This window comes from Pseudomonas sp. NPDC087615, from assembly GCF_044743445.1.
In the GTDB taxonomy this organism is placed as follows: Bacteria; Pseudomonadota; Gammaproteobacteria; order Pseudomonadales; family Pseudomonadaceae; genus Aquipseudomonas; species Aquipseudomonas baetica_A.
The window spans coordinates 1-14,767 of sequence record NZ_JBIUWM010000088.1; the positions used below are offsets into that span (position 1 = coordinate 1).

A 14,767-nucleotide genomic window follows, 5' to 3' on the forward strand; every position below is an offset into this window, starting at 1 on the left:
CATGAGATTCTATCCACCACCCGTCCTGCTGAACCGGCCCCAGGCTCAACAGCCCGACCGCCACGACCACCAGCAACACGCCACGCGCAGCGCCGAAGGCCATGCCGAGGAATCGATCGGTCCCGGACAATCCGGTGACGCGAACCAACTCGCCGATAAGATAATTGATCATTGCGCCCACGATGAGTGTGGCGACAAACATGATGGCACAGCCCGCGATCACGCGAGCTGATGGGGTTTCGATGTATCCGGCGAGGTACTCGGACAGTGAGCCACCGAACATCCAGGCGACAGCTCCTGCGATGATCCAGGTCACCAGCGATAATGCTTCCTTGACGAAGCCGCGGCTCAAACTGATCAAAGCGGAGATGGCGATGATTGCAACGATCGCCCAGTCAACCCAGGTAAATGGCACAGTGCAGCCTACAGACGGATAAGGCGGCGCATTTTAGCAGAGCGCATGGCTGTCGGTAAGCTGCGATTGTCAGTGCTTTTCAATCAGCGTGATAGTTTTTAGCCGCGCTCAGGCTGGAAGCGCACGACAAAACCCTTGAGGTTCTGCTGGCGACTCAACAAATCACGCAAACGATCGGCTTCCGCGCGCTCGATCAGAGGCCCAACGAACACCCGATTCTTGCCGTCGGCAGAACGGATGTAGGCGTTGTACCCCTGGCTGCGCAGGGTTTTCTGCAGGCTTTCGGCATTGGCACGGCTCGACAGGCTAGCCAGTTGCACCGACCAGCTCACCGACAGACCATTGGCATCGACGCGACTCTGCGAAGTGTCAGGCTTGGTCGGCGCTGCAGCAATAGGCTGAGAAGGCGCAGGAATCGGCTTGGCCACGGGTGCCGGAGTCGGCTTGGCGACTGGCGCCGAAGCCACAGGTGCCGGTGCAATCGGCGCAGAAGGCGCCGCCTGATCGGCGACCTCCTCATCACTTGGTACAGGCTCTTGCGGCAAGTCTTGCGGCTCAGGCACGGCAACCGGCTCCAACTGCACTTGCGGCACGGCAGGCGCTTGCGGAGCAGCTGGCGCATCAACCGTGACCTGGCGCTGCTCATCCTGACGGGAAAACAGCATCGGCAGGAAAATCACCGCCAGCGCCACCAACACCAGAGCACCGACCATGCGTTGCTTGTACGCTTTATCCAGCAAAGCCATTTGCCGCTTCCTCCGTGGAGCGCCGGGCCAGCCATTCAAGGGCCTCGGCGACACAATAAAATGATCCGAACAACAGAATCTCGTCGTCGCTTGTGGCCACTGCACACTGCCCTTCAAGAGCGGCGGCGACACTACCGTATGACGTGACGGATGCGCCAAGGTTCTGCAATGCCGCGTGTAATTCATTCACCGGGCGAGCACGCGGCGAATCGAGCGGCGCCACAGCCCAGCGCTCGACACTAGCATTCAATTCGCCGACAACACCATCCAGATCCTTGTCCGCCAGCAAACCGAATACCGCCAGACGTTTGCCAACCGGAGGCCGCGAAGCCAGACGACGAGCCAGATACTCGGCCGCATGCGGATTGTGACCGACATCCAGCAACAGATTCAGGCGCTTGCCGTTCCACTCGAACGCGCGACGATCCAGACGCCCAACCACACGAGTCGCCTGCAAGGCCGTCGCGATCTGCGACGCATTCCACGGCAAACCAAGCAATAGATAAGCCTGCAACGCCAGCGCGGCGTTTTCCATCGGCAGATCGAGCAGTGGCAGATCGTGCAACTCGACAACACAGCCCTGCGCGTCAGTCCCGCGCCACTGCCAATGCTGATCAGTGATACCGAGGTCAAAATCGCGCCCACGCAGAAAGAACGGGCACACCAGTTCGCGGGCCTTGTCGAGCAACGGTTGCGGTGGATTCAGGTCGCCACACAAGGCAGGCTTGCCCTGGCGGAAGATGCCGGCCTTCTCAAAGGCCACAGACTCGCGTGTATCACCTAGGTAATCGGCGTGATCAACGCCAATGCTGGTCACCAGTGCGATATCGGCGTCCACCACATTGACCGTATCCAGACGCCCGCCCAGACCGACTTCAAGCACCACAGCGTCAAGCCCGGCCTGCTGAAACAGCCAGAACGCCGCGAGTGTGCCCATTTCGAAGTAAGTCAGGGAAGTGTCGCCGCGCCCAGCCTCCACGGCAGCAAAGGCCTCGCACAACTGCGAATCAGTGGCTTCAACGCCATTGAGTTGCACCCGCTCGTTATAACGCAGCAGGTGCGGAGAATTGTAGACACCAACACTCAGGCCCTGCGCCCGTAGCAAAGAAGCCACAAAAGCGCAGGTCGAACCCTTGCCGTTAGTGCCGGTAACCGTAATCACCCTAGTCGCCGGCTGGCCCAGCCCCATGCGGGACGCTACCTGTTGCGAACGCTCCAGCCCCATGTCGATGGCCGATGGATGCAACTGCTCAAGGTAGGCGAGCCACTCGCCAAGGGTGCGCTCGGTCATAGGTTGGCAGGCACCGGCGGAACCACGATTGGCTCGATTGGCGCTGCGACGAACACCGGCGTCGGCTTGCCGGTCATTTGTGCCAGCAGGTTACCCAGACGTGGGCGCAGTTCCTGACGGTGGATGATCATGTCGATCGCACCGTGCTCCAGCAAGAACTCGCTACGCTGGAAGCCTTCCGGCAGTTTTTCGCGCACGGTCTGCTCGATAACGCGCGGGCCGGCGAAACCGATCAGAGCTTTCGGCTCACCAACGATCACGTCGCCGAGCATGGCCAGACTGGCTGAAACGCCGCCGTAGACCGGATCGGTCAGCACGGAGATGAACGGGATGCCTTCTTCACGCAGACGCGCCAGCACAGCAGAAGTCTTGGCCATCTGCATCAAAGAGATCAGCGCCTCCTGCATACGCGCACCGCCGGAGGCGGCGAAGCAGATCATCGGGCAACGATTTTCCAGCGCGTAGTTGGCAGCACGCACGAAACGCTCACCGACGATGGCGCCCATGGAACCGCCCATGAAGCTGAATTCAAACGCCGAAACCACCACCGGCATACCCAGCAGGGTGCCGCTTACGGAGATCAGTGCGTCTTTTTCACCGGTCTGCTTCTGCGCACCGGTCAGGCGATCCTTGTACTTCTTGCCGTCGCGGAATTTCAGACGGTCAACCGGCTCCAGATCGGCGCCCAACTCATTGCGACCTTCAGCATCGAGAAAGATGTCGATGCGCGCCCGTGCGCCGATGCGCATGTGGTGGTTGCACTTGGGGCAAACGTCCAGGGTCTTTTCCAGCTCCGGACGGTACAGCACAGCCTCGCAGGACGGGCATTTGTGCCACAGACCTTCAGGCACCGAGCTCTTCTTGACCTCCGAGCGCATGATCGAAGGGATCAGTTTGTCTACTAACCAGTTGCTCATGCTTTCTTTCTCCAGTACCGGCGGCCCGAACGCTCTGGTTCGCAGCCCCGCGTATGCCCTTCAGCTAAATTCATGTGTGTGGCGATGATTGGTGGGGCGCCGGGCCAGCAATACTGACCTTCGTACAACCCAAAAACCCTCAGCCTCGCCTGCTTTGTGCAAGTGCATTGATGGACGGCGGCAGACTGCCAGCCGTCACATCAATATGGAGCTTTGCGTACCGCGTTGATGAACGCCCGAATCCTTGCATGATCCTTGATGCCTTTGCTCGCTTCTACCCCACCGCTGACGTCCACAGCGTAAGGCCGAACCCGTGCCACGGCGTCTGCAATGTTCTCGGGGGTCAACCCGCCCGCCAGAATCAGCGGCTTGCTCAAACCCTGAGGAATCAATGACCAGTCGAACGCCTCGCCGGTTCCGCCGGGCACTCCCTCGACATAGGTGTCGAGCAGTACGCCGCTGGCGGCAGGATAGGCGTTGCAGGCGGCAGCAATGTCGTCACCGGCCTTGACCCGTAATGCCTTGATGTAAGGACGATGCCAGCTTTCGCACTCATCCGCCGTTTCATCACCATGGAACTGCAACAGATCCAACGGCACGGCATCGAGGATTTCCCCCAGCTCGCAGCGACTGGCGTTGACGAACAGGCCCACAGTGGTCACAAACGGCGGCAATGCCTTGATGATCGCCCGCGCCTGCTGCACGGTCACCGCGCGCGGGCTCTTGGCGTAGAACACGAATCCGATCGCATCCGCCCCAGCCTCAACAGCGGCCAACGCGTCTTCTATGCGGGTAATCCCGCAAATCTTGCTGCGAACGGCTGACATGTCGATAAAAACTCCGAGGCAAATCCGGGAAAGTCCCGGATGGTAACAAAAGCGTTCGAGGGCGTCAGCCGTCAAGTTCCGAGAAACCCGTCAGGAAATGCGGCCCGACAAAACGCTCGGGCAACGGGAACTCATCGTGGTACTCGACCTGCACCAGATACAGACCATACGGATGCGCCGTCACGCCCCCCGAACGACGTTCGCGGCTTTCCAGCACTTCCTTCATCCATTCAACCGGGCGCTCGCCCGCGCCGATGGTCATCAGCACGCCAGCGATGTTGCGCACCATGTGGTGCAGGAAAGCATTGGCGCGGATATCGAGCACGATCATCTTGCCGTGACGGGTCACGCGCAGGTGATGCATCTTCTTGATTGGCGACTTGGCCTGGCACTGGCCTGCACGGAACGCGCTGAAATCATGGGTGCCGATCAAGTATTGCGCGGCCTCGGCCATGCGCTCGACATCCAGCGGACGGTGATTCCAGGTGATTTCTTCATTGAGATGCGCCGGACGGATCTGATCGTTGTAGATCACATAGCGATAACGCCGGGCAATGGCTTTGAACCGCGCATGAAAGTGCGCCGGCATCACCTTGGCCCAACTGACGCTGATGTCGTGGGGCAGATTGATGTTGGCGCCCATGACCCAGGCTTTCAGCGAGCGATCGACTTGAGTGTCGAAATGCACCACCTGCCCACAGGCATGTACGCCAGCGTCGGTACGCCCGGCGCATTGTAGCGAAACCGGCGAGTTGGCGACTTTCGACAAAGCTTTTTCGAGGGCTTCCTGCACCGTAGCCACACCGGTGGACTGACGCTGCCAGCCACTGTAGCGCGAGCCTTTGTATTCAACGCCCAACGCGATGCGGTAAAAGCCGTCGGGCGCCATTTCGGCGACCGGGTTATCTATGTTTGCCAAGGTGGGACAGCCTGCTGTTTTTGCAAAGGCGGGCATTATAAGGCTGTGAAGCGGGGATGCCAGTGAGTTCTCTGCCGACCGGCCCAGCCTCTTCGCGAGCAAGCCTGCACACGATTGAAATGCATTCCAACTGTGGCAGGCTTGCTTGCGAAGACGGCCGATCAAACACCACCGAATCCAACCCAAACAAAAACGGCAGCCTCAAAGGGCTGCCGCTTTGTTAACCGCTAATGGCTGAATCAAACCAGGTTCGACAGCATTTCCTTGGCTTCGCCGCGCTGCTTCTCGTCACCCTCGGTCAATACTTCATTGAGGATGTCGCGCGCACCGTCGCTGTCGCCCATGTCGATGTAAGCCTGTGCCAGATCGAGCTTGGTTGCTGCTTCGTCGGTGCCGGCGAGGAAGTCGAAATCGTCTTCGCCCAGATCCCCACCCAGCGCCGCGTCAGCTTCGGTGAACGTTGGCTCGGCAATGCTCTGCGAAAGACGATCCAGCTCGGCATTGACGTCATCGAGTTCAGCAGCGAACGCATCCGGTTCAGCGGCTGGATTGCTATCCATCTCGTCAGACAGTGACAGATCGAAATCGGCTGGCAGCTCCAGATCATCCTGCGGCACGTCAGCAACAACCGGCGGCTCGACCGGCGGCAGATCCTTCACGCCTTCATCAAGATCCAGCAGGAAGTCGTCATCGGCCAATGCGGCCGTGGACGGGGCTGGCTCGGCACCAAGATCCAGATCCAGATCGAAATCCGACAGGTCATCCAGGTTCTCTTTGATTTCGGTCTGCTGTTGCAGCACCGACTCAAAACTCAGGTCGTCGTCTGACGGGAACTCGTCGAGCTCAACGGGCGCTTGCGGCTCAATGACGGGCGCAGGCTCCACCGGGGTAATGTTGTCGAGGTCATCCAGACTCAGATCAAACGTGCTGTCCAGATCATCTTCCACAGGTGCCGGCGCAGGCTCTTGCGGCTCATCCAGCAGCAAGTCTTTGACGTATTGCGCATCCAGTTCGGCGGCGACAGCGGCAGCCGCCAGACCGGCCGTAGCCGCTACCGCCATGGCCGGGAAGCGGCTTTTCAGCTCTTCAACCTTGGCGAAGTTGTCGCCATTGGCCACCAATTGACGCTCCTGACCCACGAACGCATCGCGGTCGCCCTGCTGACCGTAGACTTCCATCAACTTCAGACGCAGGTCACTGCGCTGCGGCTCGAGGCTGACGCCCTCTTCCAGCAATGCAGCAGCCTGGTTCAGGCGACCGGCACTGATGTGCGACTGAGCCTTGTCCAGCACATCGTCGGAACGCTCGGCTGCCGGCGCAACCAGTGGCGCGGCGATAGGTTCGGCCATCACGATAGGCGCCACTACTGGCGCTGGAGTTGGCGCTGGAGCCGGTGTATTGAGTTTGACGCTCGCGGCAGGCACTTCCAGACCTTCGAAGCTGCTTTCCGGCAGATCCTGCTCGGCGGAGAAGTCTTGCTCATCGGCCAGAGCACGGGCCATGCGCACATGTTTATCGGCTTCTTGCTGGGCTTTGCGGCGACGGGCCAACAGCAGCAGCAAGAGCAGTAGAACGACGGCACCTCCACCGACCAGGCCCAGCAGGACCGGATTGGTCAGCAGTTCGTTGAATGTCTTCTCGTCATCGACAGCCGGCTTCGGCTCGACAACCGGAGTCTCTGCCGGCATATCAACCGGCGGCGCAATAGCCGATTCCGGGGTCGGAGAGGCCGATGCAGCTTCTGCTGGCGTGGCCGCAGGCGTAGCAGCCAACTCGGCGGTGATGGCCGGAACCGGTACAACAGCAGGATTCACGGCTGGCGCAGCGCCAGGTCCTTCGGCCTGCATTTTTGCCAGTTGATTGTTCTTGAGCTCGATCAAGCGTTGCAGCTTGTCCAGTTGGCTTTGCAGATCAGCCATGCGGCTTTTCAGTTCCTCATTGTCACGACGAGTCGTGTCGAGGCTTTCCTGAGTGACCGCGAGCTTATTGCTCAAGGCCTTGGCATCGCCTGCCGGGCCTTTACCGCGCGCCTTCGCGCTTTCGGCTGAAACAAGGCTCAGTTTGTCTTCGGCATTCGGCGCAGCACCGGTATTGGCGCGACCACGTTTGGTCGCATCAAGCTGTTGCTGACCCGTGCCAGGCTTGGCCACATAGCGACGCCCCTGACGCCAGGCTTCGTTCTGCGCTGCAACTTCAGCGATGGCCTTGGACTGCGGCAGCGCAGTGCTTTGCACCGAGTCCGGCAAGCGCAGCACCTGACCGGTTTTCAGCAGGTTGATGTTGCCGCCAATGAACGCGTCCGGGTTAAGCGCCTGAATCGCCAGCATGGTCTGCTGCACCGAACCACCGCTGCGCGCCTTCGCCGCGATTTCCCACAGGGTATCGCGTGGCGTAGTGGTGTACTGGGCTGGATGCGTTGCGCCAGTGGTCGGCGCGGTGATGGTTTGCGACGGCGCCGGTTGCGCGGCGGCATCAGCGGTCTGCGGCGAGAACTTCGACGGATCGAGCAGCACGCTGTAATCACGCAGCAGGCGGCCATTGGGCCACATCACCTGCACGAGGAATTTGACCATCGGCTCCGACAACGGCTTGCTCGACGTCACACGCAGTACGCTTTTACCGCTGGCGTTGAGTACCGGGGTAAAGATCAGATCGTTTAGAAAGGCCTGACGATCGACGCCGGCCTTGGCGAAATCTTCAGGGGAAGCCAGGCTCGGTACCACTTCGGCAGCGGTGAGGTCCTTGACGTCGAGCAACTCGATCTCGGCCTCCAGCGGCTGGTTCAGGGTCGACTTCAGGGTCAGCTCCCCGAGCCCGAGGGCATGCGCCATACCGGAGGACAGCGCCGAGGCGGCCGCTATTGCTAACACCAGTTTGCGAACTTGAACCATAGCCTCATCCTTTGTTTGAACGTTCCTCGGCCAGCGAGAAGATGTTGATTGCCGCTGCCGTAAGGCATTGCGCGCGACGACGACAGATGCCGCGCGCGATCATTTCATTGATGCCCCGGAAGGTCCCGGAGGGTGACACGTCGTCAAGCGCTTCGGGCAAGCATAGCGCTCACCTAGAATCGGTCGACAAATTGTTGCCAAGTATCTTTTACAGCAGGTCTTTTATCAACAATTCAGCCACCTGCACAGCGTTAAGGGCTGCACCTTTGCGTACGTTATCTGACGTCAGCCACAGATTAAGTTCCGCCGGGTCGTCGACACCACTGCGCACGCGACCGACATAGACAACGTCCTGCCCTACCGCGTCACCGACTGCTGTCGGGTAATCACCGGCTTCAACCAGCTCGATTCCCGGCGCATCTTCGAGTGCAGCGTTGATTTTTTCCAGGTCGACAGCCTTTGCTGACTGCAAGGTCACGCTAAGGCTATCGCCAAAAAACACCGGGGCTTGAACGCAAGTTGCGGAAATCTTTAATAAAGGCTGGGCCAGCACCTGACGCAACTCGCGCACCAGACGTTTTTCCAGCAGCGTATGGCCCGCTGCGTCAGGTGTGCCGACCTGAGCCAGTAGGTTGAACGCCATCTGCCGGTCAAAGAATGTGGGCTCAAGCGGACGCATGTTCAGCAGTTCGGCAGTCTGTCGCGCCAACTCGCTGACCGCTTCGCGCCCCTGGGCGGAAACGGCCAGATTGGCAGTGACATTCACGTATTGCAGGTCGATCAGATCACGCAGCGGCGCCAGCACCACGGCGAGCGTGGTAGCCGACGGACTCGGGCTGCTGACCTGAAACGGCGCTTTCAAACCGGTAAGCACATCGGCGTTGGCTTCAGGCACCACTTGCGGCGCTTGATCGGCCGACAAGGCGCCGGACAGGTCGATCAGCGAGCAACCGGCGGCATGGGCGCGAGCAGCGTAGCTCAGGGTGATGGCCGGGCCGGCGGCGAAGAACACCAGTTTGACCTTGCTGAAATCGAACTCATCGACTTCGCGCACGCGCACATTCTTGTTACGGAACAGCACAGAGCTGCCGGCAGACTCGCTGCTGGCGAGCAGGTGCAGGTTGCCGACCGGGAAGTCGCGCTCTTCGAGAATCTGTACGAGGGTTTCGCCGACAGTACCGGTGGCGCCGATCACGGCAATATCTAGGGTCTGGGTCATGGTGCGGCCTCTGGCGAAACGGGGGGAGCGGCACTTTACCGGGTGACCGCCATGCAGGCAATTTCTGCAGGATTTGTAGTGGCCGTTCGGACGCCTTCGCGAGCAAGCCCGCCCCACACGTGAGATGCATTCCCATGTGGGAGCGGGCTTGCTCGCGAAGAGGCCGGCACAGTCACCCGAAAAACTTCAGGCATAAAAAAACCCGCACCTCCCACAAGGCACGGGTTCTTTCACAGTCTCAAGCGATCAACGCTCCAGCAGGATCCGCAACATGCGACGCAGCGGTTCAGCCGCGCCCCATAGCAGTTGGTCGCCGACGGTGAAGGCGCCGAGGAACTGCGAACCCATGTTCAGTTTGCGCAGACGACCGACCGGAACATTCAGGGTGCCAGTGACCTTGGTCGGGCTCAGCTCCTGCATGCTGATTTCGCGCTGGTTTGGTACCAGTTTGACCCAAGGGTTGTGCTGGCTGATCAGCCCTTCGATGTCGGCGATCGGCACGTCTTTGTTCAGCTTGATGGTCAGCGCCTGGCTGTGGCAACGCATGGCGCCGATGCGCACGCAGATGCCGTCGACCGGGATCGGGCTCTTGAAGCGACCGAGAATTTTGTTGGTTTCGGCCTGGGCCTTCCACTCTTCGCGGCTCTGACCGTTCGGCAGTTCCTTGTCGATCCACGGGATCAGGCTGCCGGCCAGCGGTACGCCGAAGTTCTCGGTCGGGTACGCGTCGCTGCGCATGGCTTCGGCGACACGACGGTCGATGTCGAGGATCGCGCTGGCCGGATCGGCCAGTTGATCGGCAACGGCAGCGTGGGTCGCGCCCATCTGCTTGATCAGCTCACGCATGTTCTGCGCGCCGGCACCGGAAGCGGCCTGATAGGTCATGGCGCTCATCCACTCGACCAGACCTGCCTCAAACAGGCCGCCCAGGCCCATGAGCATCAGGCTGACGGTGCAGTTGCCGCCGATGTAGTTCTTGGTGCCCGCATCCAGTTGCTGGTCGATGACCTTGCGGTTGACCGGATCGAGAATGATGACCGCGTCATCGTTCATACGCAGGCTGGAAGCCGCGTCGATCCAGTAGCCCTGCCAACCGGCTTCGCGCAGCTTCGGGAACACTTCGCTGGTGTAGTCGCCGCCCTGGCAGGTCAGAATCACGTCGAGGGTCTTCAGCTCATCAATGCTGTAAGCGTCCTTGAGCGGAGCAATGTCCTTGCCCACAGACGGGCCTTGGCCACCGACATTGGACGTGGTGAAAAACACCGGCTCGATTAGATCGAAATCCTGCTCTTCCAGCATCCGCTGCATGAGCACGTAACCGACCATCCCGCGCCAACCGATCAGACCTACACGTTTCATCGCAACTACACCTTTTTGAAAAGTGGGCCGCTGCTTTGTATTGAATTTCGCAGCGGGCCGGAGAGATTACAGATTCCGCAGCGCGGCGACTACTGCGTCACCCATTTCCTGCGTACCGACTTTGGTGCAACCGGCCGAATAAATGTCGCCGGTGCGCAACCCTTGATCGAGCACGACGCTGACGGCGTTTTCGATGGCATCGGCCGCATCATGCAGATTGAAGCTGTAACGCAGCATCATCGACACCGACAGAATGGTCGCCAACGGGTTGGCGATGCCTTTGCCTGCGATGTCCGGGGCCGAACCGTGGCAAGGCTCGTACATGCCCTTGTTGTTGGAGTCCAGCGAGGCCGACGGCAACATGCCGATAGAGCCGGTGAGCATCGACGCCTCGTCGGACAGGATGTCGCCGAACAGGTTGTCGGTGACAATCACGTCGAACTGCTTCGGCGCACGCACCAATTGCATGGCGGCGTTGTCGACGTACATGTGGCTCAGTTCGACTTCCGGGTAATCCTTGGCCACCTGCTCGACCACTTCACGCCACAGTTGGCTGGACGCCAGCACGTTGGCCTTGTCCACCGAGCACAGCTTCTTGCCGCGCACCATGGCCATGTCGAAACCGACGCGGGCGATGCGGCGGATTTCGCTTTCGCTGTACGGCAGAGTGTCGTAGGCCTGACGCTCGCCGTTTTCCAGCGTGCGGGTGCCACGAGGCGCGCCAAAGTAGATGCCGCCAGTCAACTCACGGACGATCAGGATGTCCAGACCGGCAACGATTTCCGGCTTCAGGCTCGACGCGTCGGCCAACTGCGGATAGAGGATCGCCGGACGCAGGTTGCCGAACAGGCCCAGTTGCGCACGGATTTTCAGCAGACCGCGCTCAGGACGGATGTCACGCTCAATGGTGTCCCATTTCGGGCCACCGACGGCGCCCAGCAGCACGGCGTCGGCGGCACGGGCGCGGTCGAGGGTTTCGTCGGCCAGCGGCACGCCGTGTTTGTCGATGGCGGCGCCACCGATCACGTCATGGCTCAGCTCGAAGCCCAGGTTGTACTTTTCGTTGGCCAACTCCAGCACCTTGACCGCTTCGGCCATGATTTCCGGACCAATACCATCACCTGGGAGAATCAGAATCTGCTTGCTCATGCTTTCCTCATGTCTTCAGTCGGTGCGCCGTTTACTGGCACTCCCGGAAAAATTCTTATTTCTCGGCCATCAGCACGATGACATCTGTGCTGAACGAACCATCGGCCGCAATCTCGAAATATTCGCGCACTTCGTTGCCCATCGACTGCTGCAACTGGCGGATCGCTGCGCGCATCACTTCAGGTGTGCGCATGCGCTCAACCCAACTGCTGTACTCCAGCCGCAGACGCTGCCGCGTGGTGCTGCGGGTATGCAGCCCGGCTTCGCTGACCTGTCGCAACCACTCGCCGGCGGAATAATCGCGGACATGACTGGTGTCGCGCAGCACTTCGACGCTTTGCAGGTAAGTGTCGAACAGCGGACTGCCCGGTGACAACACATCGACAAAGGCCGCCACGCCACCCGGCTTCAGCACCCGGCGCACTTCGCGCAAGGCCGCGCCAAGATCGCTCCAGTGATGCGCCGAATAACGGCTGAACACGAAGTCGAACTCGCCATCGGCAAACGGCAGCCGCTCAGCGGCGCCGTTGACCGTGGCAATGTTGCTCAGGCCGCGATCAACGGCAGCGGCCGCGACCACATCGAGCATTTGCTGCGACAGATCGTAAGCGACCACGTCCTTGACCAGCGATGCGACGTGAAAACTCACATGACCGGCACCACAACCCAAGTCCAGCACCCGCGCCCCGCCCTCCCCGACCAGTTCAGCCTGTAGCAGTGCAAACTCAGTGCCTTGCGCGTGAACGGCGCTACTCAGGTAGGCGGCGGCCTGTTCACCGAATTGCTTTTGAACGACCTGAGTGTGCTGGGCGGTGCTGGTCATGGGGACTTCCTTTTGGTTTTAGCCTTGTATTGCCTGGACTGCCGCCTTCGGGAGCAAGCCCCCTCCCACCCTGGATTTGTGGCCTGTACAACAACCCTGTGGGAGGGGGCTTGCTCCCGAAGAGGCCGGCCCTGACTGCATCAATCTCGAATCAATCACGCGTCGCGGAACAACCAAGGCTGGCTAACCCGATGCTTGGCCTCAAACGTCGCAATCGCATCACCGTCCTGCAAGGTCAAACCGATATCGTCCAGACCGTTCAACAGGCAATGCTTGCGGAACGCATCGATCTCAAAGCTATACACCTTGCCATCCGGACGGGTCACGGTCTGCGCGTGCAGATCGACCTGCAATTGATAGCCCGGCTCGGCCTCGACCTGTTTGAACAGTTCGTCGACTTCAGCGTCGCTCAAGATGATCGGCAGCAAGCCGTTCTTGAAGCTGTTGTTGAAGAAGATGTCGGCGTAACTCGGCGCGATGATGCTGCGAAAACCGTATTCTTCCAGCGCCCACGGCGCGTGCTCACGGCTGGAACCGCAACCGAAGTTCTCGCGGGCCAGCAATACACTGGCGCCTTGATAACGCTCGGCGTTGAGAACGAAGTCCTTGTTCAGAGGGCGCTTGGAGTTGTCCTGATACGGCTGCCCCACATCCAGGTAACGCCACTCGTCGAACAGGTTAGGGCCGAAACCGGTGCGTTTGATCGATTTCAAGAACTGCTTCGGAATGATCTGATCGGTGTCGACGTTGGCACGATCCAAGGGCGCGACAAGACCTGTGTGCTGGGTGAAAGCTTTCATGCTGCGCTCCTTAAATCAATTCACGAACGTCGATGAAACGACCGTTCACCGCTGCCGCAGCAGCCATGGCCGGGCTGACGAGGTGGGTACGGCCACCGGCGCCTTGACGGCCTTCGAAGTTACGGTTGGACGTCGAGGCGCAATGTTCGCCGGACTCCAAACGATCCGGGTTCATTGCCAGGCACATCGAGCAACCCGGCTCACGCCATTCAAAACCGGCTTCGAGGAAAATCTTGTCCAGACCTTCGGATTCAGCCTGCGCTTTCACCAGACCCGAACCCGGCACCACGATCGCTTGCTTGATGGTCGAAGCGACTTTACGGCCCTTGGCGATCACGGCCGCCGCGCGCAAGTCTTCAATCCGCGAGTTGGTGCAGGAACCAATGAACACGCGATCGAGCTGAATGTCAGTAATCGCCTGATTGGCAGTCAACCCCATGTATTTCAAGGCCCGGACAATCGAGTCGCGTTTGACCAGATCCATTTCTTTGGCCGGGTCAGGCACGTTCTGATCAACGGCCAGGACCATTTCCGGCGAAGTTCCCCAACTGACTTGCGGCTTGATCTGCGTAGCGTCGAGTTCAACCACGGTGTCGAACTTGGCGTCGGCGTCGGAAACCAGCTCTTTCCAGGCTTCAACCGCCATGTCCCACTGCGCGCCTTTGGGTGCGAATGGGCGACCTTTGACGTAGTCGACCGTCTTTTGATCCGCCGCCACCAGACCCACGCGGGCGCCGGCCTCGATGGACATGTTGCAGATGGTCATGCGGCCTTCGACGGACAAGTCGCGGATCGCGCTGCCGGCAAATTCGATGGCATGGCCGTTACCGCCGGCGGTGCCGATCTTGCCGATCACGGCAAGGACGATGTCCTTGGCGGTCACGCCGAACGGCAATTGGCCTTCGACGCGCACCAGCATGTTTTTCATTTTCTTGGCGACCAGGCACTGGGTGGCGAGCACGTGCTCGACCTCGGAAGTGCCGATACCGTGAGCCAATGCGCCGAATGCGCCGTGGGTCGAGGTATGTGAGTCACCGCACACAACCGTCATGCCCGGCAAGGTCGCGCCCTGCTCCGGGCTGATCACATGGACGATGCCTTGGCGGACGTCATTCATCTTGAACTCGACGATGCCGTACTCATCACAGTTGTCATCGAGGGTCTGAACCTGCAAACGCGAGACCTGGTCGGCGATGGCTTCAATGCCGCCCTTGCGCTCCGGAGTCGTCGGTACGTTGTGGTCCGGGGTCGCGATGTTGGCATCGATACGCCACGGCTTGCGCCCGGCCAGACGCAGGCCTTCGAAGGCTTGCGGCGAAGTCACTTCGTGAATGATGTGACGATCGATGTAGATCAGCGCCGAGCCATCGTCGCGCTGCTTGACCAAATGCGAATCCCAGAGCTTGTCGTA

Annotated in this window: 13 protein-coding genes; all 13 read right to left on the reverse strand. The window is 60.2% G+C overall.

Annotation, left to right across the window (positions count from 1 at the left end):
* On the reverse strand, nucleotides 1–415 hold a 415-nt coding region (locus ACIOU6_RS26400), incomplete at its 3' end, for a CvpA family protein (RefSeq protein WP_401139560.1).
* A 98-nt stretch (nucleotides 416–513) separates the two neighbouring features.
* Complete coding sequence (locus ACIOU6_RS26405) at nucleotides 514–1,161, reverse strand: SPOR domain-containing protein (RefSeq protein WP_401139563.1); 648 nt, start codon at nucleotides 1,159–1,161, stop codon at nucleotides 514–516.
* Nucleotides 1,145–2,452: a bifunctional tetrahydrofolate synthase/dihydrofolate synthase gene (gene folC / locus ACIOU6_RS26410; protein ID WP_401139565.1), complete on the reverse strand. Its 1,308-nt coding sequence runs from the start codon at nucleotides 2,450–2,452 to the stop codon at nucleotides 1,145–1,147. Before folC ends, ACIOU6_RS26405 begins: the two co-directional genes overlap by 17 nt.
* Nucleotides 2,449–3,369: an acetyl-CoA carboxylase, carboxyltransferase subunit beta gene (gene accD / locus ACIOU6_RS26415; protein WP_221733780.1), complete on the reverse strand. Its 921-nt coding sequence runs from the start codon at nucleotides 3,367–3,369 to the stop codon at nucleotides 2,449–2,451. Before accD ends, folC begins: the two co-directional genes overlap by 4 nt.
* A gap of 200 nt (nucleotides 3,370–3,569) precedes the next feature.
* Nucleotides 3,570–4,196, reverse strand: coding sequence for a phosphoribosylanthranilate isomerase (locus ACIOU6_RS26420; protein WP_401139568.1), 627 nt, complete (start codon nucleotides 4,194–4,196; stop codon nucleotides 3,570–3,572).
* A 64-nt stretch (nucleotides 4,197–4,260) separates the two neighbouring features.
* Nucleotides 4,261–5,085: a tRNA pseudouridine(38-40) synthase TruA gene (truA, locus tag ACIOU6_RS26425; RefSeq protein WP_221733787.1), complete on the reverse strand. Its 825-nt coding sequence runs from the start codon at nucleotides 5,083–5,085 to the stop codon at nucleotides 4,261–4,263.
* A gap of 269 nt (nucleotides 5,086–5,354) precedes the next feature.
* Entirely contained in the window at nucleotides 5,355–8,006 is a 2,652-nt protein-coding gene (locus ACIOU6_RS26430; protein ID WP_221733778.1) for a FimV/HubP family polar landmark protein, read from the reverse strand.
* 208 nt (nucleotides 8,007–8,214) lie between these two features.
* Nucleotides 8,215–9,225, reverse strand: a complete 1,011-nt coding sequence (locus ACIOU6_RS26435; protein WP_221733777.1) for an aspartate-semialdehyde dehydrogenase — start codon at nucleotides 9,223–9,225, stop codon at nucleotides 8,215–8,217.
* 246 nt (nucleotides 9,226–9,471) lie between these two features.
* Nucleotides 9,472–10,584 (reverse strand): aspartate-semialdehyde dehydrogenase, encoded by a 1,113-nt coding sequence (gene asd, locus ACIOU6_RS26440; RefSeq protein WP_401139572.1) that lies wholly within the window; start codon nucleotides 10,582–10,584, stop codon nucleotides 9,472–9,474.
* Between the two features lie 66 nt (nucleotides 10,585–10,650).
* Nucleotides 10,651–11,733 (reverse strand): 3-isopropylmalate dehydrogenase, encoded by a 1,083-nt coding sequence (gene leuB, locus ACIOU6_RS26445; protein WP_221733775.1) that lies wholly within the window; start codon nucleotides 11,731–11,733, stop codon nucleotides 10,651–10,653.
* Between the two features lie 55 nt (nucleotides 11,734–11,788).
* Nucleotides 11,789–12,556, reverse strand: coding sequence for a class I SAM-dependent methyltransferase (locus ACIOU6_RS26450; protein ID WP_401139575.1), 768 nt, complete (start codon nucleotides 12,554–12,556; stop codon nucleotides 11,789–11,791).
* 155 nt (nucleotides 12,557–12,711) lie between these two features.
* A complete protein-coding gene (gene leuD / locus ACIOU6_RS26455; protein ID WP_221733773.1) occupies nucleotides 12,712–13,356 on the reverse strand; it encodes a 3-isopropylmalate dehydratase small subunit in 645 nt (214 codons plus the stop codon).
* A 10-nt stretch (nucleotides 13,357–13,366) separates the two neighbouring features.
* Nucleotides 13,367–14,767: 3-isopropylmalate dehydratase large subunit (gene leuC / locus ACIOU6_RS26460; RefSeq protein WP_401139578.1), on the reverse strand; the 1,401-nt coding region annotated here is incomplete at its 5' end.